This is a genomic window from Paraburkholderia sediminicola (assembly GCF_046027825.1).
Taxonomy (GTDB): domain Bacteria; phylum Pseudomonadota; class Gammaproteobacteria; order Burkholderiales; family Burkholderiaceae; genus Paraburkholderia; species Paraburkholderia sediminicola_D.
Genome location: NZ_JAQQDU010000067.1, coordinates 24,831 through 48,831 on the forward strand (window position 1 = coordinate 24,831; position 24,001 = coordinate 48,831).

Annotated in this window: 18 protein-coding genes; all 18 read right to left on the minus strand. The window is 62.5% G+C overall.

Features of this window, described 5'->3' with window-relative positions; translation table 11 throughout:
- Nucleotides 1-49: 49 nt before the first annotated feature.
- A complete protein-coding gene (locus PQQ96_RS29445) occupies nucleotides 50-1,408 on the minus strand; it encodes an MFS transporter (RefSeq protein WP_408299146.1) in 1,359 nt (452 codons plus the stop codon).
- Nucleotides 1,409-1,545: 137 nt separating this feature from the next.
- Nucleotides 1,546-2,607, minus strand: coding sequence for a porin (locus PQQ96_RS29450; protein ID WP_408299148.1), 1,062 nt, complete (start codon nucleotides 2,605-2,607; stop codon nucleotides 1,546-1,548).
- Nucleotides 2,608-3,377: 770 nt separating this feature from the next.
- Nucleotides 3,378-4,934: an acyl-CoA synthetase gene (locus PQQ96_RS29455; RefSeq protein WP_408299150.1), complete on the minus strand. Its 1,557-nt coding sequence runs from the start codon at nucleotides 4,932-4,934 to the stop codon at nucleotides 3,378-3,380.
- An 87-nt stretch (nucleotides 4,935-5,021) separates the two neighbouring features.
- Entirely contained in the window at nucleotides 5,022-6,044 is a 1,023-nt protein-coding gene (locus PQQ96_RS29460; RefSeq protein ID WP_408299152.1) for an NAD(P)H-dependent flavin oxidoreductase, read from the minus strand.
- A 66-nt stretch (nucleotides 6,045-6,110) separates the two neighbouring features.
- The gene (locus PQQ96_RS29465; protein ID WP_408299154.1) at nucleotides 6,111-6,905 is read right to left on the minus strand and encodes a crotonase/enoyl-CoA hydratase family protein; all 795 of its coding nucleotides are present in this window, start codon (nucleotides 6,903-6,905) and stop codon (nucleotides 6,111-6,113) included.
- A gap of 87 nt (nucleotides 6,906-6,992) precedes the next feature.
- Complete coding sequence (locus PQQ96_RS29470) at nucleotides 6,993-7,994, minus strand: acyl-CoA dehydrogenase family protein (RefSeq protein WP_408299156.1); 1,002 nt, start codon at nucleotides 7,992-7,994, stop codon at nucleotides 6,993-6,995.
- Nucleotides 7,995-8,021: 27 nt separating this feature from the next.
- Nucleotides 8,022-9,179: an acyl-CoA dehydrogenase family protein gene (locus PQQ96_RS29475; protein ID WP_408299158.1), complete on the minus strand. Its 1,158-nt coding sequence runs from the start codon at nucleotides 9,177-9,179 to the stop codon at nucleotides 8,022-8,024.
- Between the two features lie 43 nt (nucleotides 9,180-9,222).
- Entirely contained in the window at nucleotides 9,223-10,791 is a 1,569-nt protein-coding gene (locus PQQ96_RS29480; protein WP_408299160.1) for an acyl-CoA synthetase, read from the minus strand.
- A 36-nt stretch (nucleotides 10,792-10,827) separates the two neighbouring features.
- A complete protein-coding gene (locus PQQ96_RS29485) occupies nucleotides 10,828-11,763 on the minus strand; it encodes an SDR family oxidoreductase (RefSeq protein WP_408299162.1) in 936 nt (311 codons plus the stop codon).
- Nucleotides 11,764-11,836: 73 nt separating this feature from the next.
- Nucleotides 11,837-13,024 (minus strand): lipid-transfer protein, encoded by a 1,188-nt coding sequence (locus PQQ96_RS29490; RefSeq protein WP_201108425.1) that lies wholly within the window; start codon nucleotides 13,022-13,024, stop codon nucleotides 11,837-11,839.
- A gap of 25 nt (nucleotides 13,025-13,049) precedes the next feature.
- The gene (locus tag PQQ96_RS29495; protein ID WP_408299165.1) at nucleotides 13,050-14,189 is read right to left on the minus strand and encodes an acyl-CoA dehydrogenase family protein; all 1,140 of its coding nucleotides are present in this window, start codon (nucleotides 14,187-14,189) and stop codon (nucleotides 13,050-13,052) included.
- A gap of 157 nt (nucleotides 14,190-14,346) precedes the next feature.
- The gene (locus PQQ96_RS29500; RefSeq protein WP_408299167.1) at nucleotides 14,347-17,088 is read right to left on the minus strand and encodes a winged helix-turn-helix domain-containing protein; all 2,742 of its coding nucleotides are present in this window, start codon (nucleotides 17,086-17,088) and stop codon (nucleotides 14,347-14,349) included.
- Nucleotides 17,089-17,347: 259 nt separating this feature from the next.
- Nucleotides 17,348-18,700 (minus strand): hypothetical protein, encoded by a 1,353-nt coding sequence (locus tag PQQ96_RS29505; protein ID WP_408299169.1) that lies wholly within the window; start codon nucleotides 18,698-18,700, stop codon nucleotides 17,348-17,350.
- Nucleotides 18,697-20,289 carry a vWA domain-containing protein gene (locus PQQ96_RS29510; RefSeq protein WP_408299171.1) on the minus strand — a complete coding sequence of 531 codons (1,593 nt, stop codon included), beginning with the start codon at nucleotides 20,287-20,289 and terminating at the stop codon, nucleotides 18,697-18,699. The genes PQQ96_RS29505 and PQQ96_RS29510 overlap by 4 nt, the downstream gene beginning before the upstream one ends.
- Nucleotides 20,279-21,316, minus strand: a complete 1,038-nt coding sequence (locus PQQ96_RS29515) for a vWA domain-containing protein (protein WP_408299172.1) — start codon at nucleotides 21,314-21,316, stop codon at nucleotides 20,279-20,281. The genes PQQ96_RS29510 and PQQ96_RS29515 overlap by 11 nt, the downstream gene beginning before the upstream one ends.
- The gene (locus PQQ96_RS29520; protein WP_408299174.1) at nucleotides 21,303-21,836 is read right to left on the minus strand and encodes a DUF4381 domain-containing protein; all 534 of its coding nucleotides are present in this window, start codon (nucleotides 21,834-21,836) and stop codon (nucleotides 21,303-21,305) included. Before PQQ96_RS29520 ends, PQQ96_RS29515 begins: the two co-directional genes overlap by 14 nt.
- Nucleotides 21,833-22,804 (minus strand): DUF58 domain-containing protein, encoded by a 972-nt coding sequence (locus tag PQQ96_RS29525; RefSeq protein WP_408299176.1) that lies wholly within the window; start codon nucleotides 22,802-22,804, stop codon nucleotides 21,833-21,835. Before PQQ96_RS29525 ends, PQQ96_RS29520 begins: the two co-directional genes overlap by 4 nt.
- A 53-nt stretch (nucleotides 22,805-22,857) precedes the next feature.
- The gene (locus tag PQQ96_RS29530) at nucleotides 22,858-23,817 is read right to left on the minus strand and encodes an AAA family ATPase (protein ID WP_408299178.1); all 960 of its coding nucleotides are present in this window, start codon (nucleotides 23,815-23,817) and stop codon (nucleotides 22,858-22,860) included.
- Between the last annotated feature and the right edge of the window lie 184 nt (nucleotides 23,818-24,001).

The window sequence follows — 24,001 nt, forward strand, 5'->3', positions numbered from 1 at the left end:
GGCCGCGAGGCAGCTCACAGAATCGACCCACGCTTGAGCGTTTGACGGTTCACGCGAGGTTCGACGGGTATTCGACCGCTGCGGATCCATTGGTTACGGAACGCTTGAGCCACAACGCCACCGCCTGGATCAACAGTGGAATCGCCAGCAGCGTGAACACCGTACTCACGTCGAGATTGAATTTCAGCATCAGCCCGCCCGCAACCGGACCCAACATGCCGCCGAACCGGCCCATGCCCGTCATCCACGACACGCCGGTCGTGCGGCCGCTGGTTGGATAGAACGACGCAGCCAGAGCCGCCATCGACATCACCGCACCATTCACACACACGCCTGCAGCAAATGTGCTCACCGCGAGGAGCGCCAGATTGCCCTTTTGCTCGCCGAGTAGCCAGAGGACCAGCGCCCCAACGGCAACGGCAATTGCCACCACCCTGTTCTTCTCGAACCGCCCCATCAACCACCCCAGGAAAAGGCTGCCTCCCGCACCGCCTAGCGAGAACAGGCTGGTAATGAACGAAGCCTGACCGGCAGTAATACCGCTGCCTCGAAGCAACAGCGGCATCCAGCCGTTCAACAGGTAAAACACAAACGCAGCACAGAAGTACGCGCACCAGAGCATCAGCGTACCGAACCGGAAACCGCGCGACAGAATCACCGACACGCCCTGCTTTTGCCGGGTTTCTACGTCTTCTGAAAGCACGAAGTGAACCCCATCGAAGGAAGCATCAGGGGCGATGCGTCGCAGCACCGCGGCCACGCGTTCAGACGGCCAGCCCCGCGACACCATGAATCGAAGTGGCTCGGACAACACAAATATCGACAGCACGGCGACGACAAGCGGTATCACCCCGCCGATGACGAAAATGCTCGCCCAGCCAAACGCCGGGATTGCGACCGCCGCAATCAGGCCGCACGCCGCCGCACCCAGCATGACGCCGCAATTCACAAAATTGACGAGCAGCGGACCGCGGCGAGTCGGCGTGTATTCGTACACAACCGTCAAAGCCACAGGCATCGCCGCCCCCAACCCCATGCCGGTGATAAAGCGCAGTCCCGCGAGTACTGCAACGCTGCCGGCGAAAGCGGTCAGGATGCTCCCAATTGCAGACGTCATCATCATGATGACCAACACCCGCTTAGGGCTGCTCCAGTCTGAAAGCACGCCCCCAAGCAGCGCGCCGGCCGTCATTCCCAGCACGCCAGCACTCATCGCCGTGCCCAGTTGTGCTTTCGTAATATGCCACTCACCGATGAGTGACGGCGCCGCATAGCCGATGGCGACAATGTCATACGCGTCGACTGTGAGAATCAGAAAACACAATGCGATGACGAGCCATTGATATAGCGAGAAGCTTCGGTCGTCGATGAACTGCTTTACGTCTATTTTCTGCGATGCTAAAGGCATACCTGTCTCCTGATCTTATCGGACCGTAAAATTCGCGGTGCTATGGAAATATCTTCATTCATGACATGCGGAGCCACTGAACGGCCAAACCGCGTTCGACTGGTCCTCGCAGCTTCAAGCAGGCAATTCGATTCCCCTTAGAAGGTGTGTCGTATCCCAAGATCCACGCCCGTCGTCGCACCCGGCAGACCATACAAAGTATTCGCGATGTTTATCCCCGTGTTCATCGCTCCGTGGTTGTTCACTACTGCGACCTGCGCATACAGCGAAGTCGATTTAGAGAGGAAATAGTCGGTACCCACAGCAGCCATTAGAGAATGATTAGACGTATTGTTACGATCGCTCGTCACATAGACGCCACCATTGACATCGAGAGCGGGCGATACGTAGTAGGTCAGTCCGCCGCTGTAGACATTGCTGTTAAACGATCCGGCGACCTTGTAGTTCACGAACGACGCCTTGACGACCACAGGCCCGAATACGTATGAAGCACCGAGCGTGCGGCCCTCAAAGGAAAAATTGGACGGAACCGGTGTGTTTGCCGTGCCCCCGGCATTACCCTCGTAAATGGCTGCGTTGCCCATCAGGCCGCCGTTGCGGTAGTTCAGGCTCACCGAATACTGTCGGCCTGCCTGGAAGTCACCGGCGGTACCGCCGAGCGCAAGCATTGCGCTGCCCTGGAACCCGGCTAGGCGAGGCGTGGTATAGGACACTGCATTGGGATTGAAGACGCCTGTCCCGATGACGTGATCGACATAGATGGTTGCACCACTACCGAACAGAGAGAAAGAACGTGGGTCCGACTCATCTACAGCCAGAAAGAACGGCGAATATTGCAGCCCCGCCTTGAACTCGCCGAAGCGTCCGTCCAGAGCGACCCAGGCCTGACGTCCGAATACATTGCCATCCGAATTGTTGAGCCCACCAGTGGCGACGTTGATACCGCTTTCGATCTTGAACTTCGCCTTGAGGCCGCCGCCCAGATCCTCCGTACCGGTGAAACCGAACAACGAGGGAAGACGACCGCCATCGATCATCGAATAACTCGAACCGGCATTGCCTCCGGTTTCCGCGTTGAGCGTTCTACTTGCGTAAAGCAGACCAGCGTCGACAGCACCGTATAAGGTTACGCTGCTTTGCGCGAATGCGGTTCCACTTGCCATGCCCACCAGCGTCAATGTCAGAAGCGACTTCCTCACAAATCATTCTCCTCTTAAATTAGTTATACTTAGTTAACCGGAAAAACTTAATTCTTAAAGAAGCGTATTTTTGCGAGCGGGAAAGATTTGTATCGCGGCACCTTACCCGCGTAGTGGCCGGACATTCGGTACTGGTTGTACTAATGTATTCAACCGCATTGAACGCCACGACGCGGGTGGCGCCAGTGAACGATCGCCGCGATTCATCTTGCGGGGATCCCCCACGTGAAACAATCACCTGAAGGGATTTTTATACCGCCATACCATGTGCCACTCCCTGGTCAGTTTTCGCACCGTTCGTACTCCTGTGATGTTCCTGGCCGTGGCAATTGTCTGCCGTCCGTGTGGGTACATAGTAATTGCGACAGGATGGCTGATGGCAAGCAATAGTTCGCCACCCACCCTACGCGGGTAGGTGATCATGCATTGACACTCGAATGCTCATGCGAAAGCCGCCACCAACCAGACCGCGGGTAACCACGGACAAAAAAATATCGTGGCCACCTTTTTGTTGGTAGTAACGTACGAGCCAATGGGGAGATGAGCCGGCACAGTGAACGAAACGACTTCGAAGCGTTTCGCGTTGAGCAGTACATTCCAGTCCTGAACGATGCCGTTGGAGGTGACGGCTACGATGCAGTTTGTAGCGCGGGTGGATTAAACGGGCGGTCGTCTTCGTGCAGTTCGACCGGACCCGGGCGCTGGAAGTGGGAGTGAATGCGCAGCAACGCACGCGAACCCTGACCACCCCGACCGGGCGGCGAGGCGGGTTAATTGACGGCGCGTTGCCTGCCCGCCCAGTACGGCGCGCGGATGTCCCGCTTCAGAATCTTGCCGGCAGCCGACAACGGCAGTTGCTCCCGGAACTCAACGGTCTTCGGACACTTGTAGGCGGCGATGAACTGGCGGCAATGTCCGCGGATGTCGTCTTCGCTGAGCGTCACGCCGGGCTTGCACACCACCACGGCATGAACGGCTTCGCCCCACACGTCGTGCGGAATCCCGATAACGGCGCACGTCGCGACCGCGGGATGGCGGACGATCACACTCTCCACCTCGGCGGTGTAAACGTTCTCGCCCCCGCTGACGATCATGTCCTTGATGCGGTCCACGATGTACAGGTAGCCCTGCGCGTCCATATAAGCGCCGTCGCCTGTATGGAGCCAACCGTCGCGAACGGCCCGCGCGGTTTCCTCGGGCTTCTTCCAGTAACCCGCCATGACGTTCGGCCCGCGCACGACGATCTCGCCGACCGTGCCGCGCGGAACCTCCTCGCCGCCGGCATCGACCACCCTCACCATCAGGCCCGGCAAGCCGCGACCGATCGAGCGGTACAGGCCGCTCCTTCGCCCTGCTTCATCGTGGTTGGAAGGCGAATTGGCCGAAATGCTCGGACACGCCTCTGTCATCCCATACGAATGCGACAGCCCGACGCCGGGCAGGCGTTCGATCACCCGGTCGAGCAGCGACTCCGGGATCGGTGATGCGCCGTAGGTGAGCCGCTTCAGACCTGTCAGGTCGGTCGTGGCGAAATCAGGATGATTCAGCACCGCCTGGATCATGGTTGGCACGAGCAGCACATCGCAGACATGCTCTTCGCCGATCGCCTTGAGCACGTCGCCCGCGTCGAAAGCCGGGATGATCACGTGGGCCTCGCCGGCGATGAACTGTACGAGCGCGCGCCCAAGCCCGGCCACGTGGAAAAACGGCGCAGCGTGCAGCACGGCAGTACCGGGGAGCGGCGCAGATTCGGCGATCCGCATGATGCATGACGACCACATGTTCAGATGCGTCTGCATCACGCCCTTAGGAAAACCGGTCGTGCCGCCGGTGTACATGATGCATGCGAGATCCGCGCCGCCCCGGCCGGCGTCCTGCATCGGCACTGCCGCTGCAATCAATGCATCGAACGAGAGCATGCCCGGTGGCGCCGCGCCTTCGCCGGCATGAATCAGGATCGGCGCGGTCCGTAGAAGCGCGCAAACCTCCCGCGCGATATCGGCAAAGTGGTCGTCGACGATCAGGATGCGCGTGTCGCAATCATCCAGCGAATACGCGATTTCCGCCGCGCTCCAACGGATGTTGACCGGGTTCAGCACACCGCCGCCCCACCACACGCCCATCACGTATTCGAGGTAACGGTCCGAATTGAGCGCGAGCATGCCGACCCGGTCGCCCTCCGCCATGTCGATCCCACGCAACGCGGTAGCCAGGCGCGCAACCCGATCCGCGAATTCACGAAAAGTCCGTCGGCGCCCCTTGAACGAAATCGCCAACCGGTCCGGGTTCTGCTGCAGCGAGCGATGCAGGCCCTGGGTCAAATACATGCTTGTCTCCTTGGCTGTGTATGTGCAATTCAGAGAGCCGCACCGCGGACCGCGCAGGATCTTGCACGCGTTGGCGACGCATATAGCTCAGGCCACTGGCGCCGAACAGCAGCTTGCGTCCACGTTGACAACGCGCTGCGCAAACGCGCGTGCAGCGAGCGCCGCATCGCTCATCAATTGCTCGACGATCTGCGCGGCCGGAACGATCGCGTCCGCAAAGCCGCCCGCCGGACCGAGCGATACGATGCCGGCCTCGACATCGCCGTCCTGATAGACGCGTTGCCGCGTCCGTGATGACAGGATGAGATCGCCGAAGTCGCTGTGCCGGCGAGCGCCCGTGGCTTCGAGCCGCTGGACCTCGCGCGCGGCCTCGTTGTCCAGCACACGCCAGGTGTCGCCGAGCGAAGCGAGGATCGCGGTCGAGCAATGCGCGTCGGCGGCGACGATGCGCTGTTTCAACGCATCGTGTGCAATGATTTCCGAGGCGACCATGAAGCGGCTGCCCATCACCACACCCTCGGCGCCAAGCGCAAGGGCGGCGGCGATCTGCCGCCCATTGCCGATGCCACCGCCGATCACGAGCGGAATACGAATCTGCTCCAGCGCATAAGCGCCGTTCACGAATGCGGACAACTGATTGGCACCAGGATGTCCGCCTTCTTCAAGGCCGACCAGCGCGACCGCATCCACACCGAGGCGTTGTGCACTCAATGCATGGCGCACACTCGGGCATTTGTGGATCAGCAAGCCGCCGCCGCGTTGAATCGGTTCGATCAGTTGCTCGGGTGAAGCACCCGCGCTTTCGAAGTGACGCACGCCTTCTTCGAGCGCAATCCTGATCCAGTCGGCGACGTCGCGATTCAGATCGGCGCGGCGTGACAACGTCAAATTCACACCGAAGGGCCGACCATCAGTCAGCGTCCTGCAGCGGCGCAAATCGGCGCGCAATGCATCCGCGTTGCTGAATGAACGCGCGGTAATAAAGCCCATCGCGCCCGCATTCACAACGGCCGCAACGATGCCCGACTCGCCAAGGTGATGCATGCCGCCCAGCAGGATCGGATGCCGGATGCCGAAGCAATCGGTAATGCGTGTGCGAAAGCCCTGCATGATCACCGCCTCGCGAGAGCCGTTGCACGCGCTGCGGCATCGCGCAGCGGACGATCGGCGGGCGTTCTAACCATTGAACGACGGCGGCCGTTTTTCAATGAACGCCGACACAGCTTCACGATGATCGGCCGTCTGATGCGAGAGTGCCTGATAAGCCGCCGACATTTCCAGCAGCGTATCCAGACGGCAATGCATGCCTTCGCGCAACAACCGTTTCGCAAGCCGCACGGCATGGGGAGGATTGGCGGCAATCGAGCGTGCGAGGCCCTGCGCGGTCGCGAGCAGCGCATCGTGCGGCACGACGCGGGAAACCAGATTCCATTCGAGCGCCTGTTGCGCATCGATCATCTGGCCGGTGAAGGTCAGCTCCGCGGCGCGCGACAAACCAATGATGCGTGGCAGCAGCCACGCGCCACCGTCGCCGGGAATGATGCCCAGCTTGACGAAGCTCTCGGCGAATTTTGCGAGCTCGGATGCGATGCGGATGTCGCACATGCAGGCGAGATCGAGTCCCGCACCGATTGCCGCGCCGTTCACGGCGGCGATGACCGGCACCTCGAGATTGAACAACGCCAGCGGCAGTTGCTGAATGCCGCGCCGGTAGTCCTGGCGGATTTCCATACCGGGCACGCTGCCCGACGCATGCCGCTCCATGTCGCGGATATTGCCGCCCGACGAGAACGCCGTGCCGGCACCCGTCAGGATGACGGCCCGCACGGAACGGTCAGCTTCGATGCGTCCGATCGCCGCCAGAAACTCCTCCACCGCCGTGTTGCCGGTGAGCGGATTGCGGCGCTCCGGTTCGTTCATCGTCAGCGTGACGATGTGTTCGTCCTGTTCGTAGTTCAGAAATTGGCTCATAGGATGTCTAATCGTCTTTGCTGCGGTAAAGGTTTTCCGCAAACGCCAAAGAGGCGCAAACGGACGGGCTGTCAGCCATTCGTTCGCTCACGCGGCCATGCCGTATGGCGCGGTTCGCGCGAAGTCGACGATCGTGGCCTGCTCCTGCGTGAGTACTGCGTTCCCCACCATGCGATTCCAGAACGCCTCCGAGCCATCGGCCATGCGCCATTCGTGCAGCCTGCGCGTATAGAGCTGGAGATCGTATTCGGCGGTGACGCCGATTGCGCCATGCAACGCATGCGCCGTCGATGCCACCAGCGTCACCGCCATGCTCGTGCGCGCTTTGGCGATCGCCGTCGCGAGCCGCTCAGGAACGGCACCCGCGCCGGAGAACGCCAGTTCGGATGCCATGCCAGCCGACGCCACGTGCTGGGCCATTACGCTCAACTGATGCTGAACCGCCTGGAATTTGCCAATCGACTTACCGAATTGCGAGCGATCGTTGCAGTACTGCAGCGTCATGGCGAACACGCGATCCATCCCACCGGCGATGGCGGCCGCATGAATCGCAGCGCTGAACAGCAGCACCTCTTCGCCATTCGAGGCAAGCGGTGCGGGGACAGCATCGAAACGCCAACTCAGCGCGCCGGACAAGCTGCCGTGCACGCCGCAAGGCTTGCGTTCGGCTCGTGCTGCGTCGAGCAGCACCAGATCCCCGTCGACGTTGGCCAGCACGTGATCGCAGGTCATGCCGAACGGCACCAGCGGCGCCACCAATGAGCCGTCCTCGCGACGGCGACAGGCGCCGGCGAACGTCGTCATGCCGGCAGGCACCGCGCTCCCGGTGTCGCGCAACAGCGCTCGCGCCGCGATACTCTGCGCGAGCGGCACGGGTACTGCATAACGTCCAAAGGCCGTGAAAACCGGCGCAATCGCCGACAGCGACAATCCAGCGCCGCCCGCGCTTTCCGGCGTCAGCAACTCCAGAAATCCGGCCTCCTCGACTGCGCTCCAGAGTGACGCGGGAGCGCCGCCGTTCTCGATCGCCCGGATTGCCTCGGGCGTGGCGCGGTCGCGCAGGATAGCTTCGATAGCTTCGGTAAACATGCAGGTCTCTTTCCTGGTCCGGATGGGTTAGCGCAAACCAAGGCCACGCGCGATCATGCCGCGCAGCACCTCGCGCGTGCCACCGCGCAGCGAGAAGGTCGGCGAAATCTGGCTGAGGTAGGCCACCGTACGATAAAGCTCGGGGTCGATAGACTGCGAGGGGTCCGCGCTGATCGCGGCTTCCAGTTGCGCGGGAATGGCCTGTTCGAACTCGGTGCCGATGTCCTTGACGAGCGCTGCCTCGACCACCGGGCTCTCGCCTTGCGCAAGCCTCGCCGTGACCGCGATCGACAGGCAGCGCAGCGTGGCCAGTTGCGTCGCGAAGCTGCCGAGCAAGGTGAGTTCGGCGTCGCTCGCGCCGTGGCGGCGCAGATGTGCGCGCCAGCAGTCGAGCAGCACGACGCTCGAATAGAGCCGTTCGGGACCGCTACGTTCGAAGGCGAGTTCGGCCGTCACCTGCTGCCAGCCGCCGCCCTCGTCGCCGATCAACGTATTGTCGGCGAGGAAAACGTCGTCGAAAGTCACTTCGGAGAAGTGCGCATCGCCAGTCAGGTCGACGATCGGCCGCACATCCACCCCCGGCAGCGAAAGATCGACAATGAATTGCGACAAGCCCTTCTGCCGGTCTTCCGGCACGCCTGACGATCGCACGAGCGCGATCATGTACTGGCAGTGCTGCGCATTAGTCGTCCAGATCTTACGACCGGTCAAACGCCAGCCGCCTTCGCAACGCACAGCGCGAGTTCGCACGCTGGCGAGATCGGAGCCCGAGTCGGGCTCGCTCATGCCGATGCAGAAAAACGCGCTCGCGGCACAGATGCGCGGCAAGTAGAAGTCCTTCTGCGCCTCGGTGCCGTAGCGCAGAATCAGCGGACCGCTTTGACGGTCGGCAATCCAGTGCGCGGCGACTGGCGCACCCGCCGCCAACAGTTCTTCGACCAGCACGAAGCGACGGAACGCGTCCATGCCCGCGCCGCCGTAACTGGCCGGCAAGGTCAGCCCGATCCAGCCGCGTGCAGCGAGGCGCCGGCTGAAGTCCGCGTCGAAGCCCATCCACGAACGGGCACGAACGTCGACAGGCGCCGGCGGGAGGTGTTCGGCAAGAAAGTGCTTCACTTCCGCGCGGAAGGCTTCTGCTTCAGCGGGCAGCGCCGTCAGGTGAAAAGCATCCAACAGGTTGTTCACGTCTCACTCCAGGTTTTCTTTGTAGTCGCCTCACTGCCACGGGCTATGAATTCGCGCGCTCCGTTCGCACAACATAGCGTTCACGCAGCGCCTGCTTGTATAGCTTGCCGGTAGGCAGTCGCGGCATGACGTCGATGAAGTCGATCGAGCGCGGCACCATGTAGCGCGCCACCCGCGTGCGCAGATAGGCCAACAGTTGTTCCACGACTGCGTCCGATGGCGCTATGCCAGGTGCCAGTTCAACAATCGCTTTGACCTGTTCGCCCATCTCGACATCAGGCACGCCGATCACCGCCGCATCCTGCACATCAGGATGCACGGCTAGCGCGTCTTCGATCGCCTGCGGATAGATGTTGACACCGCCCGAGATGATCATGAACGCCTTGCGATCGGTCAGGTACAGATAGCCGTCGCTATCGACATGACCAATATCGCCGACGGCTGTCCAGCCCGGATGGCGCGGATGTTGTGCGGCACGGGTCTTGTCCGGATCGTTGTGGTAGTGGAACGGCAACTGGTCGCGTTCGAAATAGACGAGTCCGGTCTCCCCCACCGGCAGCTCATTGCCGTCGTCGTCGCAGATATGAATGATGCCAAGCAGCGCGCGGCCAACCGAGCCGGGATGCGCGAGCCACTCCTCGGTATTGAGCGTCGTCACGCCGTTGCCTTCGGTCGACGAGTAATACTCCTCGATGATCGGCCCCCACCAGTCGATCATCTGCCGCTTGATCTCCTGCGGGCACGGCGCGGCCGCATGGATCGCCACCCGATGGCTCGACAGGTCGAATGAATTGCGCGCCACGGGGCCGAGCTTGAGCAGGCGGATCAGCATGGTCGGCACCCACTGGCTGTGCGTGACGCGATAGCGCTCGATCACCTGCAGCGCCTCGAGCGGGTCGAACTTCTCCATGAAGACCACCGTGCCGCCGCCGAACTGCGTCTCGAGCCCGTAGCCAAGCGGCGCGGTGTGATAAAGCGGCGCGGGGGACAAATAAACGGTTTGCGCGTCGAAGCCATAACGCTCGAACTGCGGGCGGCGCGCGGAACCGGAACCTTCGGTTACCCGGCCTTGGGGCTGCGCACGAATGATGCCCTTGGGGCGGCCGGTTGTGCCTGAGCTATAGATCATCGTGGCGCCCAGCCATTCGTCGGCAAGACGCGTCGCGGGGTATCGATCCGTGAGGGCTTCGTAGCTGTCCCAGCCGGGGATGGTGCCGTCGACCATCAGCCGCGAGCGGCACGTCGGCATCATGCCGGTCAGTTCGGTCGCAAGCTCACGCATGGCATACGAACTGACCACCACTTGCGCATTGCTGTCCTCGATAATGCCGGCCGCTTCCGACGCGGTCAGATATCGATTGACCGGCGTGATCATCAGACCGGAACGCAGCGCCGCCCAACACACCTCGAAGCAGCGCATATTGTTCTCGAGCACCATCGCGATATGGTCGCCGCGCCGCAGCCCCGCGGCGTACAAACACTGCGCGAAGCGATTGGAGCGCTCATCGAGTTCGCGATAGGTCAGAACGTCGCCGCTCGTGCTATTGATCGCAGCGGCCTTATCCGGGCTCAATTCCGCATGGTCGCCGAGGTACTTCGGGGTGCCACTCATGGATGCTCTCCTGCGCTGCGAGACGATTTTAGGCGCTTATGCCACGGTTGCCGGAATCTCGCCGGAGGTCAATGCGTTCGGCGCCGCTTCTTGCACCATCTCCGGTATCAGCGCGCCAAGTTCCGCGGCGTCCCAGCGCCCTTCCTTCTCGATGCGCGGACCGGCACTCCAGCCTTCAGCCACCGTGATGCGGCCGCCACGCACGCCGAATACCCGGCCGGTGACACCGCTCGACGCGTCACTGCCGAGCCATGCCACTAGCGGCGCGACGTTGCTGGGGTCAAGCGGTTCGAAGCCGGGTGCCGCACCGGCGGTAAATTCGTCGCGCCGGGTCGCGAAGATGTCTTCGGTCAGGCGACTCATCGCCGTCGGATAAATCGCGTTCACGGTCACGCCGTAACGCTCCAGTTCACGCGCCGCAATCACCGACATGGCTGCGATGCCCGCTTTCGCCGCGCCATAATTCGCCTGACCCGGGTTGCAGTAAAGCCCCGACGACGAACTGGTGTTGATCAACCGCGCCGCCCGCGCGCGCCCGGCCTTGGCCTCATCGCGCCAGTATGCGGCGGCGTGCCGCGACGGCGCGAAGGTCCCACGCATGTGCACGCGAATCACCGAGTCCCAGTCTTCCTCACTCATGTTGGCGAGCGTGCGATCGCGCAGAATGCCTGCGTTGTTGACCAGCACATCGAGTCCGCCGTAGACGGAAATAGCCGTGTCGATCATATTCTTTGCACCAGCCCAGTCGGCTACGTCGTCGAAGTTGGCGACGGCTTCGCCGCCGAGCGCTTCGATTTCGGCGACCACGTCGAGCGCGGGGCCGCTCGCCGAGCCGGAGCCGTCGCCTTTACCACCGAGGTCGTTGACGACGACTTTCGCGCCCTGCCGGGCGAACTCCAGCGCGTATTCACGTCCGAGGCCTCGTCCGGCGCCGGTGATGACAACAACGCGATTTTTGCAAATCTGCTGCATGGCGAATCCTCAGTACTATTTATTACGTAAGTTCGCGTAAGGCACGACGCGCCCACCGTTCGGTACCCGCGGCTCAGTGCTTTCCGTACAGCGTGACCACGCAAGCGCCGCCAAGGCCGAGGTTGTGTTGAAGCGCAAGCTTTGCGCCTTGCACCTGGCGCTGGTCGGCGGTGCCACGCAACTGATGCGTCAGCTCATAGCACTGCGCGAGGCCGGTCGCGCCCAATGGATGTCCCTTGGAAAGCAGGCCGCCCGACGGATTGACCACCACCTTCCCGCCATACGTGTTGTCGCCGTCGCTGACGAACTTCTCCGCGCCGCCCTCCGGGCAGAACCCAAGCGATTCGTAGCAGATGACTTCGTTGTGCGCGAAACAGTCGTGCAGTTCGCACACGTCGACATCTTCAGGTCCGATGCCGGCTTTCTCGTAGACCTTGTTCGCGGCCGAACGCGTCATGTGCGTACCGACGTAGTTGAGCATCGACGGCGGGTCGAACGAAGCGGGTGGATCAGTAGTAAGCGACTGCGCAACGATTTGCACACCCGTGCGCAAGTTGTGCTTCTTCGCAAAGCGCTCGGAGACCAGGATCGCGGCGGCGCCGCCGCAAGTCGGCGGACAGGCCATCAGACGCGTCATCACGCCAGGCATCAGCACCGTGTCGTTCATGACGTCTTCGGTCGTGAGCTGTTTGCGAAACAACGCCAGCGGGTTGTTCGCAGCGTGACGGCTCGCCTTGGCGCGCACCGCGGCAAACGTCTCCATGCGCGTGCCGTAGCGCTGCATGTGTTCGCGTCCCGCGCCACCGAACGTGCGCAGCGCCTGCGGAAGATGTGCGAGGTCGGCGGTGAGACCATGCATGATCGGTACGAACCGGGCGCGAGTCACCGGGCGGTCGTCCCAGTGCGACTTCAGCGCACCGGCCTGCATCTGCTCGAAACCCAGCGCCAGCACGCAGTCGGCGTCGCCGGTGGCGATGGCCTGACGGGCGAGATACAGCGCGGTCGATCCCGTCGAGCAATTGTTGTTGACGTTGACAATGGGGATACCCGTCATGCCCACTTCGTACAGCGCGGTTTGACCGCACGTGGAGTCCCCGTAGACGTAGCCGGCGAACGCCTGCTGCACGAGATCGTAGGCAATGCCGGCATCGGCCAGCGCGCGGCGCGTCGCTTCGGCGCCCATTTCAATGTAGCTCTGGCTTGCGCCGGGCTTGGCGAACTGAATCATGCCGACGCCTGCTACCAGTACTTTTTCGCTCATGATGCTTCCTGAAAGGTAAGGAGACTTACAGCTTGCGCGAGATCAGATCGCGCAACACCTCGCTGGTGCCGCCGAAGATGCGTGTTACCCGCATATCGGCAAAAGCGCGCGCAATGGGGTACTCCAGCATGTAGCCGTAACCGCCGTGCAGCTGGACCATCTCGTCGATGCACTTCCACATCGTTTCGGTCGCGAACAGCTTCGCGATCGCCGCTTCCTGCAGCGTGAGCTTGCGCTCCATGTGCTCGCGGATGTAGTAGTCGACGAGCGTGCGGACCGCGACGGCCTGGGCCTTCACATCGGCCAACTTGAATTTGGTGTTCTGAAAATCCCATACGGTCTGATTGAACGCGCGGCGATCTTTCACGTACTGCAGCGTCAATTCGAGTTGCCGTTCCAGCTTCGCGGCGCAATACACTGCGATGATCAGACGCTCTTGCGGCAGTTCTTCCATGAGGTGGATGAAGCCGCCGTTCTCGTTGCCGATCAGGTTGCCAGCCGGCACGCGCACGTTGTCGAAGAAGAGTTCAGCGGTATCGGCCGCAGCCTGCCCCACTTTCTCCAGCTTGCGGCCCCGGCGAAAACCCGCGCGGTCCGTCTCGACCATAATGAGGCTCACGCCCTTCGCACCCGCCGATGGGTCGGTCTTGCAGACCACCACCACCATGTCGCAATTGAGACCGTTCGAGATGAAGGTCTTGCTGCCGTTGATGATGTAGTCATCGCCATCACGTACCGCCGTCGTGCGGATCGACTTCAGGTCGGAGCCGGTCCCAGGCTCAGTCATGGCAATGGCCAGAATCTTCTCGCCCCGGCAGATCGCCGGCAGCCAGTTGCGTTTCTGTTCTTCCGTGCCGAGCCGCACGATGTAAGGCGCGGTGATATCGCAGTGCACGGAATAGCTGAAGCCCGAGACGCCCGAACGATGCAACTCTTCCGCGACGACCGCCGAATGCCCGAAATCGCCACCTCCGCCGCCGTATTCTTCCGGCACGGTCACGCACAGCAAACCTTCCCGGCCGGCTTTCAGCCAGGTCTCACGATCGACGCAACCCGCCGCGTCCCACTGAGCCTGACGCGGCAGGCATTCACGCTCGAAGAAACGCCGCGCGGTTTCACGCAGCATCTCGTGATCCTCGCGATAGACATTACGTTTGATTTCCACCGCACGCTCCTCATCGATTAAATGCGTTGGCAGCGCGGACCGGGTTCATCGGCCGGCTGCTTCCATAAACGCATTGTGCGCGGCGGGGGTGGAGAGCAAGCCTACCCCCGTGGAGTGGGGTGGGGTAAATGGATGGGCGCGAGTGAGAAAGCGGCTATCACGCGTTTGCGTCGCGCATCTTCGCGACGGCGCCGTCGCGGCCTGACACTTCCAGCTTTCTGTAGATGTTCTTCAGGTGCCACTTCACCGTGTCGAGCGAAACGTCCATGACACGCGCAATCTTCTTGTTGGGTAGCGCAAGCGCCAGCAGACCCAGCACTTCATTCTCACGTTCGCTAAGCGACTGGATCGGCACGTGCATCGCGGCCGTTTGTGGTGCGACAGGCGCCGTTGCCTGCCCGGCATCGATCAGCCGCTGGGCGTAGAACGCCAGGACGGGGTCGAAGCCCTGTTCCTGCGGCAGGGTTTCGAGAATTTGCCGACCTGTACCGAGTTCGTCGAGCAGGCTGCGCATCAACCCTAGCCGGTGGCCCAGGCGCAAAGCCTCGACCAGATGCTCACGAGCCGCTCTATCGTTGTGCCGTCCCTTCTCGGCAATCGACATCTGCAAGCGCAGCCCGGCTACGCGGCACCACCGCCCTCCCGCTTCGGACAGTGCGCTGAGGGGCATCAGCCGGTTCATCGCGCCGTCGAAATCGTTCAGATGCAGGCACATGCGAATACGCGCGAGGTCGGCGCAGACGCTGATTTCCCAAGCTGTGCTGCGTACCGCGCCGGCATAACGCGCCGCCAGCGCTTCGCAGCGCAGCAGCGCCGCCTCGGCTTCATCAAGACGTCCATCTTCCAGCAGCCAGCGTGAGCGCAAGCATAGTGCGTTGGCGAGGAGCCGATCCACACCGTGACGCTTCGCGTAGTCTTCGAGTCGTTCGAGGCAATCGCCCGCCTCGAGCCGACGGCCCGCGAACCAGTGCGCATTGGCAAGCGCCATCAGAGCCCGCAAGACCGTGTCCGGAATCGACACACGCTCGAGCACGTCGATACGCTCGTCCAACAGTCTGAACGAGGCATCGACATCGTTCAGTTCGTAAAGCGCCTCGCCAAGCAGCGCGGCGGCCATACACGCAATGCCGACGTAGGCCGGGCCTTGCTTCTCCGCCTCCGCCAGCACGTCGCAAAACACCCGCTCGGCGAGTAGCACCTGCCCCTCGGCGGCGTGCGTCATGCCACTCATGCAACGGCCGAGCAGGATGCCGCGCGGTGCGCCACCATGCGGCGCCCCCTCCTCCAGCACCTTGCGCGCCTGTTCGTACTCGCCGCGATGGATAAACATCCACGAGAGGATATTGCCGCGACCCGCTCGGGTGAAATCGTCCGCATCTGGCGGGACGCGCTGTAGTTCCGGCAATAATGCTACGACCGAATCCGTATCGTCGCGCTGTAGCGCCAGGCCGCCGCGAAGCAGCGCGAGCGCGTAGCGCTGACGCGGATCCGGTCGCTCGCTGCGCGCTGCGATCTGCTGAATGCTCTGCATGAGCGCGTCCGTTTCGCCCGCATACATTTGCAGATACGCCGTGATCACGCGCAAATCGAAGCGCCCCGCAATCTGCGCCGGGGGTAGCCGGCGCACCAGGCCTGCAAGCTGCCGGAGTTCGCCTCGCGCGAGCAGATCGTGCGCACACCCTTCCACGAGGTCGGCAGCCGCCTGTGCGTTGTCTGCCAGCACGGCATGATGCACCGCTTCGTCGACATAACCTTGCACACTGAGCCATTGCCAGGCTGCCGCGTGCAGTTCGCGTCGTTCCGCAGCGGGCAGTGCGGCGACCCGGCGCTGCAAGACCTCGCGCAGTAGAGGATGCAGGCGATACCAGGTTTCGCCCTCCTGTCCCACACCCATCCGGGTGATGAACAGATTGTTTCCTTCCAGCCGACTGAGTCGGGAGCCGACGTCTCCAACGGAGCCCGGATGCCGCATCAAACTTGCACAGAGGCGCGCGCAAAATCGTTCGCATAGCGCCGCGCGGGTGAGCAGAAGAAGATCGTCGGGGGCGAGGCGCACCAGCACCTCGCGTTCAAAGTAGCGCGCGAAGGTTTCGGCATCGCGCACGGTCGCTGGCGCGAAAGCCGCGCCTTTCCGGGTCTTCAGGTCGATCGCGAACAACTGCAGGCCCGCCGCCCAGCCGTCGGTCAGTTCATGCACGACCTGCGCATCCCGCTTTGCGATGTCACCCAGTTGCTCGCGCAGGAACCGCTCCGACTCTTCGGCCGAAAAGCGCAGATCCTGTCGATCGAGTTCCGTCGCGAGGCCCTGTGAGCGCAGGCGCGCCAGCGAGATGGGCAGCGCCCGCCGTGAAGCCAACACCACGTGAAGCTGCGGTGGTGCGTAGTCGAGCAGCCAGCGCAATGCCTCGAGAATCCGGGGGCTCTGAAGGTAATGAACGTCGTCGAGCATCAGGACCAGCTCGCGCTTGCGGCGAGCCATACCGCGAACGAGTGTGATCACCCAGTGTTCAACCGCGGTCTCGTCGCTCTCACGGCCAACCAGCAGTTCCGCTTCGCGCGCGATCGCCGGATCCACGGTAGCAAGGCTCGCGAGCAGACCGTGAAAGAACGCGGTCAGGTCATCGTCCTCGGGAGCAAGCGAAAGCCAGGCCACGTCGAAGTCCAACGTCAGCATGGCCTGCCTCAGGGCCAGCATTGTGCTGGTTTTGGCGCTCCCGGCCGGCCCCTGGATCACCACGCAACGCTGCCGTCGCGCGTTGAGCAGCCGCGCCATCAAGGCTTCGCGCGGCATGAGTTGCCGTGCGCCACGAGGCGGAATCAGCCTCGTACCCGTCACGGCCTCGAACGCAAGGCTGGGCGAGACGCGCACGTTTACTGGGTGTTCACCGGAATCGGACATGCTGGGAAGACTAAAGAGACCAAAGAACGTGAGCAAAGTCAGGCGACATAGGTCGTCACTACGGAACGCATCTGCCCGAGTATAGGATTGCAATGCAGCGTCCCGGTGCAAATTTGCGGTTACCCACCCGATGCGGGTGGGTGATGGCCCCGGTGAAAACCCTCTGGCCTCACGATCCCAACTTCGAATCCGAAGCTGGAACATTGGCCGCCCATGCCACTTCCAAGGGGGTGATTACCGGGCAGGTCTCTTTATGTGCCTAAAAATTATTGAGCGGTGGAAGCGATCTCGTTTCAAGCTTTTGCAACCTTGCCGTTTTCGCAGCCTGCCGCAACGCAGTTTCCGCATGCTCCCAGCTAAGGTCGCGCGCGACACCTCCGGCATAGTGCACGGTCACAGCGTCGACCAGTTCAGCGACGCTAGCGTCGTCTGCGCGAGGAAGGCTTTCCAGCCGAGCCGGACGTCCAAAGTCATATGTTCTGTCCATCCAGCGATACAAAGCCGGAATGGTCCGCTGCCAATCACCTTGACGAGCAACACGGCAAAGCCTGCGCCATGCAACGGCGTCGCCTTCAAGGTAGCGCCTGTGTGCTTCGCTCGCGCCCTTCCTTGCGCGCCGCAAGAACGTTGCGACTCGCGCGCGCGCCCAGATTGCCATGATAAGCCCCAGCACGATCGCACAGCCGGCGGTCAACTGCCCACCGTGAATCACAATGATCCTGTGCGGCAGACCTTGGCTCATCACATCGGCAGGGATCTCAAAGAGGGGTTTCTCGTGCCCTGCGGATGCGGAAAACGTCGCCCCCGGCAACTCGATCGTCTCTTTCTTTTGCGTCTTCGTGTTCCACCATTCAATCTTCACAGGCGGCAGCTTGAACCGGCCGTTGTGATCGGCGATGTAGGTCACGCTGTCGGTTCGCTCGCCCGCGACCAGCCCCACCCGGTCCTGCACAATGTTGCGCGTCGTGGGCGCTTTAGCGTAGCGCTTCAGGCCATCGACCTCGCCCAGACTCACCGGCGGAATCAGCATCGATTCAGTGCCGGCTGCGCGTTGCGTGATGGTGCGCGTGATCGAATCGCCGACCCGAAGCGCCTGCTTCGGTGGTTCAACTGTCTGCGTGGCCGTGAGCCCCGTCGTCGGAAAGAATACGGCCATGTCCTGCGCACCCGGCGGCAAAGTCGTCACGAGCTTAAGCGCGGGCGTCATGACCTGCACCGGGGTGTTGGCACCACCACCCGGGAACACGGCAATCGCAACAGGCGGAATGTCGTAAGTCTTGCCCGCCTGAGGCGCAATGCGATAGGCCCGGCTCACGCCAAACCAGTGCACGCCGCCGATGTCTTCAGAAAGGTTGTCGGCCTGCTCGTCCGGCAAGGTCACGATCGCATCGGCAACAGTAAAGAGCGGCCAGTTCGGCGCTTCGGTAAACCATGTGGTCGTCAGCAGGTCGACGACGAGCTTGACCTCGCTGCCCGCCACGACCGGACCCGCGGGGTCGAGATGCGCACGAACCATGATGCGCGGTGCGGGGTCGGCAAAGGCCGGCGTTAAAGCGCAAGCGGCGCCAAGCCACGCGATGACGATCAGAAGCCGTCGGAAAAACGCTGTCATGGCGCGCCCGCTCCTGTTGCTGTGGATTCCTGTTCAAAGCGCTGTTGTAGAAACACGGCCGGCGATGTATTCAGATTGCGCATCCAGAGTTCTTCGCTCGGACGCGGCGCCCCCTCGATCACGGTCGACGTGCCCCGCCCTTTCTTTTTGTCGGCCTGAACCTGATCGGGCGGATCCTCCTCCGGGTCCATCTCATCCTGCTCGTCTTTCGCCAGCAGTCGTTGCAGGAAGTCCCGATTGACTGCGGCCTGGGGCAGCGCAGGCTGAAGTTTGAGCGCGTTGTCGTACGCCTTGAGGGCGGCGGCGTAGTCGTCGAGATGCGCGAGCGTGTTGCCCATGTAGAAATACGCTTGTGCCGTCTTCAGACGCGAAAAACTTTCGAGGGCGCCGGTATAGTCGCCCGCGAGATATTGCGCGCGACCCTTCCACATCGGATCGTCGAAGCGTTGCGCGGCCACCTTGTAGTTGCCGTGCTCGAAATTCCAACGGCCCTGCTGATCGTGCGTAGCGAACAGGTCGATCCAGTGCCACTCTCCGGCTTGTGCGTGACGAGGAATAGCGCTGAAGGCTAGCGAGATCAGCACCACAGGAAGCCACTTGACGGTCCAGCCCCGCCGGAAACTCCACAGCGCGAGCAGCAGCAACGGAATCACGAGCCAGTAGCCCGTTTCTTTCCAGCGCGGCACGATCTTCGACTCCTCCTCTTGCGCCAGATAGGCCTGCGCACGATGCTGGACCCACACCACGTCGTCGTCATCCACGCGCATGCTGGCGAGCGGAATGTCAGCTTCGTTCGCTACCTTGCGGATCGCGTCAGCATCGAAGGTCCCCATCAGCGGGTGGCCTTCGGGGTCCATGGCGATCGTGCCGTCGGGGCCGCGTATCGGCCCGCCGTTTTCCGTGCCGACCGCCAGCCACAATAGTTGATGGCGAAGCGATTTGGCCTTTCGCACGAAGGCGTCGGTCTGACTCGTATCGAAGCCGTCGCTCATGAAAACAATCGTGCCCGCGGTGGGATCGTTCGCCAGAAGGCGCTCGGCCGCATCGAGTCCGGCGGTGGCGTTCTTGCCGTCGCGCGGCATCAGCGACGGTGACAGCGCGGGCACATACAGTTCGAGCATGGCCGGGTCTTCGGTGGGCGGCACAACGAGGTGGCCCGTCGCGGCGAACACCACCAGCCCGGTGCGTGCGCCTTTGCGCGCCTTCGCGAGGTCGAGCACCTTCTGTTTGGCACGCTCGAGCCGCGTGGGCGCGACATCGGTTGCGTCCATCGAATGCGCCAGTTCAAGCACGACGACGAGCGGCGCCTTGTCCTGATTGAACGGCGGGCGCTCCTGCTGCCAGGTCGGCCCCGCGGCGGCGAGCGCGCCGATGCCGAGCAGCAGAGCCACCGTGTGAACCGGCTGAATCACGCGGCGCTTCGTGTCGCCGACGATCAGATGTTCCAGTAGCACCGGATCGATGATGTTGCGCCAGCGCGCGCGCACGCTGTTGCGGCGGAACCAGACGAGTGGCAACAGCACGGCGGGAATCAGCAGCAGCAACCATTCCGGCCGCAGAAAATGGAAGGCCGTCAGATCAATTTCCACGACGGACCTCCGCTATTTTCACGCGCTCCGGCGGCCGCTCGCGACGCGGGGCGCGCAGCACGGCAATCAGCAGCGCGAGCACGTGGTAGAGCGCGAAAATCGCCACCGCCAGCCCGGCTGGCACCCAGTAGAAATCGCGCTGCGGCCGGTAGATTTCGCGCCTCACTTTCTCGGGCGTGAGTTTATCGAGTGTGGCGTAGACATCGGCCAGGTCCTGTTGCCGGCCGAGTGCGCGAAACGACCGGCCCCCGGTAATGCTTGAAATACGCGCAAGCGCGTCGAGATCGACCCTGTCTTCGCCAGTCGCATCCGGATCGCCGATGCCAATGGTATGGATCACCAGCTTGTGGTCTCTGGCGATTTCGGCGGCGCGCTCGGGCGGAATAGCGCTGGCGGTGTCGTTGCCGTCGGTCAGCAGGATCAGCACCTTCTCCGGTGCCTGCGAATTCGCCATCAGCTTGACCGTCAGACCGATCGCGTCGCCAATGGCGGTACGTGGCCCCGCCATGCCGATCTGCATCTGATCGAGCAGAACCTGCACCGCGTCGTGATCGAGCGTGAGTGGCGCCTGCGGATAGGCGGCGTCACCGAACACGACAAGACCGAGGCGATCGCCCTTGCGCTTCGCGATGAAGTCGGCCACCACCTGCTTGACCGCGCTAAGCCGGTCCATCCGGACGCCGGCGGCATCGACGAAATCGCGCGTCGCCATCGAGCCCGACAGGTCGATCGCGAGCATCAGATCGCGCGCGGGCTCTTCGCGCACGATCGGCGCTTCGACATAGACCGGTTTGGCGGCGGCGATCACCAGCAGCACCCATAGCAGCGGCATCAGCAGACGTTGCAGCCAGTTGCGGCGCAGCCGCACGCCGCCTGGCGCCGGCTTCTCGCCGGCGGCCTGCGCCATTTCATGAAAGAACGGCATGCGCACCGCGGAGGTCCGGGTGCGATACGCCGGCACCAGCCACCACGCCAGGAACGGCAGCGGCAGCAGCGCAAACATCCACGGGAAATCAAACTTCCACATGATGATGCTCGATCCAGTCGCGTGTATGCACGATGAGGGCTGCCGCGTCGTCGTCGGGAATCGCTGCAACGACTTCCGGCGGCGCATAGCTCGCGAGCGCGAGAAGCGCCCCGCTTCTGGCGTCGAAGCGGCCGTGTGTGCGTTGCAAGAACGCGAGCCATTCGTCGCCGGTCAGCGCCGCGACCTGCTCACGCGGCACGACCGCGAGCGCGGTACGCTTGATGAGGCGTGGTATGTCGGCAAGCGCGTGCGCGCGTTGTTCACGGTCCGCATGAGTGGCCGCGAGACTGGCTTCGATACTCGCCAGCTCCGTGAGCGCGGCCCGCCGGTAGCGCTGCTTCTCGCGGCGTCGCCTGCCAAACCAGATCGCTACCCCGATTGCCACCAGCAGCACGACGGCAACCAACACCCAGCCGATGGTCTGCGGCACATACGACACCGTGTCAGGCAACGGCAGCTCCTGCAAGGGCTTGAGTTGTCCGGACGAGTCAGGTGGAACCAGCGCCGCCGTGTTGCTCATAGACCGCTCCCTGTGGCCGGCCGCGCGCGCTGGCCGAACAGCCGCCGCACCTGGTCGACCGTCGGCTCCGCTGTCGAGAGCGCCATCAGGGGTACGCCGCTTGAACGCAGCAATTCCGCCACCTCGGCGGTGCGGCCACTGAACAGACTCGATAGCGGCGCGCGCACCCGCTCCTGCTCGATACGCAGTTCCACCTGCAGATGCCCTTCGCTCACCACCAGCGCACGGTGTTCGGGCATGTGCTGCCACAAGGGATCGAAGATCATTGCCGCGACAACGTCGTTGTGCACCGACAACTGCCGCAACAGCCGCTGCGTGCGTTCGTTCGCGCCGGCGAAATCGCTGATGATGCAGATCAGGTAGTCGTGACCGGCTAACTGAAGCACGCCTTCGAGCGCGGCGTTCAGTTGAGCATAGTCGGTGCGCGCTTCGCTATCGGCATGCAACGCGTTGTTCATACCTGCCAGCGCGCCGAACAGGACCTTGATCCGGTTGCGGCTGCGCAGCGGCTTCACCGGCACGATCCGGCTGTCGTCGAACAGCACGCCACCGACCCGGTCGCCGGCGGTGAAGCCCATCCACACGGCAAGCGCGGCGACCTCGGCGGCCACCACCGACTTGAACGCGCGGCGCGATCCAAAAAACATGCTCACGCGTTGATCGACGACCACCAGCAGCGGCCGGTCACGCTCTTCGGTATAGGCGCGAATCTGCGGCTTGCCGAGGCGCAGCGAGACCTTCCAGTCGATGTGGCGGACATCGTCACCGGGCAGGTAGGCGCGAATCTCTTCGAAATTGAGCCCACGCCCGCGCAATCGCGACGCGTGATTGCCCGACAGCACACTCGATACCGGCGCGGGTGCAACGAAGCTCAGCCCGCGGGCCTGAAACTCGAGCTTGGCCAGATACGCCGCGTCGACATACACACGGCCGATTGCAGAAGTTGCAGCGCTTGCAGATTCGGACATCAAAACCACGGTGATCCCCCGCGTCGATGCGACGTTGCTTATTGCGCGATGCGTCAGGCCGGCACGGCAACCTTTTCGATCAGCCGGTCGACCACAGCGTCGGCACTGACGTTCTCGGCATTGGCGTCATAAGAGAGGATCAACCGATGCCGCAGCACAGGATGAACGACGGCGCGCACATCGTCGGGCGTGACGAACTTTCGATCCTGCAACCAGGCCTGCACGCGGCTCGCCCGGTCGAGGCCGATCGAACCGCGCGGGCTCGCGCCGATTTCGATCCATTTGCCGAGGTCGGCGTCGAACTCCTTACCATGCCGGGTCGCATTGACGAGCGACACAATATAGTCGTCCATCGCCGGGGCAACCGTGATCTGCCTGATTTCTTCACGCACCGCGAAAATGACATCTTGCGCGAGGACACCGGGCGCGTCGGAGACTTTGCCGCTTTCGCGCCGCAGCAGCCGCAACATGTCGGTCTCGCTTTGCGGCGATGGATAGCTAATTAGCACTTTAAGAAGAAAGCGGTCCATTTGCGCTTCAGGCAAGGGATAGGTGCCTTCCTGTTCGATCGGATTCTGTGTGGCCATGACAAGAAACAGATCCGCCATTCGATGGGTTTTTCCCGCCACGGATATCTGCCGCTCTTCCATCGCCTCCAATAATGCGGATTGGACCTTGGCAGGCGCGCGGTTAATTTCATCGGCAAGAATCAGATTGCCGAAGATAGGGCCGGGCTGAAAACTGAGGGTGTGTTCCGCGCCGCTTTGCAGCAATGTCTCGGCACCGGTGATGTCGGACGGCAACAGATCGGGGGTGAACTGAATGCGGCTCATCGTGGCCGCGAGGCGCGTCGCAATGGCCTTGACGGCGCGCGTTTTGGCGAGTCCCGGCAGACTTTCGAGCAGTACGTGGCCGTCTGCGAGAAGCGCAATGAGTAACTGCCGGACAACTGCTTTCTGGCCCACTATCGCTTCATTGACACTCGATTCGAAACGCAGGATCGTTTCGCGCATAGCTCTTGATTTCCCCAATCATTGGATGGTGGAACAACCCGAATGCCAACGCCCGCCGCCAGACACGTTAATGCACGCGCGCTATTCCGTCAAAGTTTCCTCGCGAATGAAAAAAAAGAGTGAAATGTAATTGAAATATTGTTAGCCTGCGTGTGGTGTTGCTAACCAGCTTGCGACATATTTC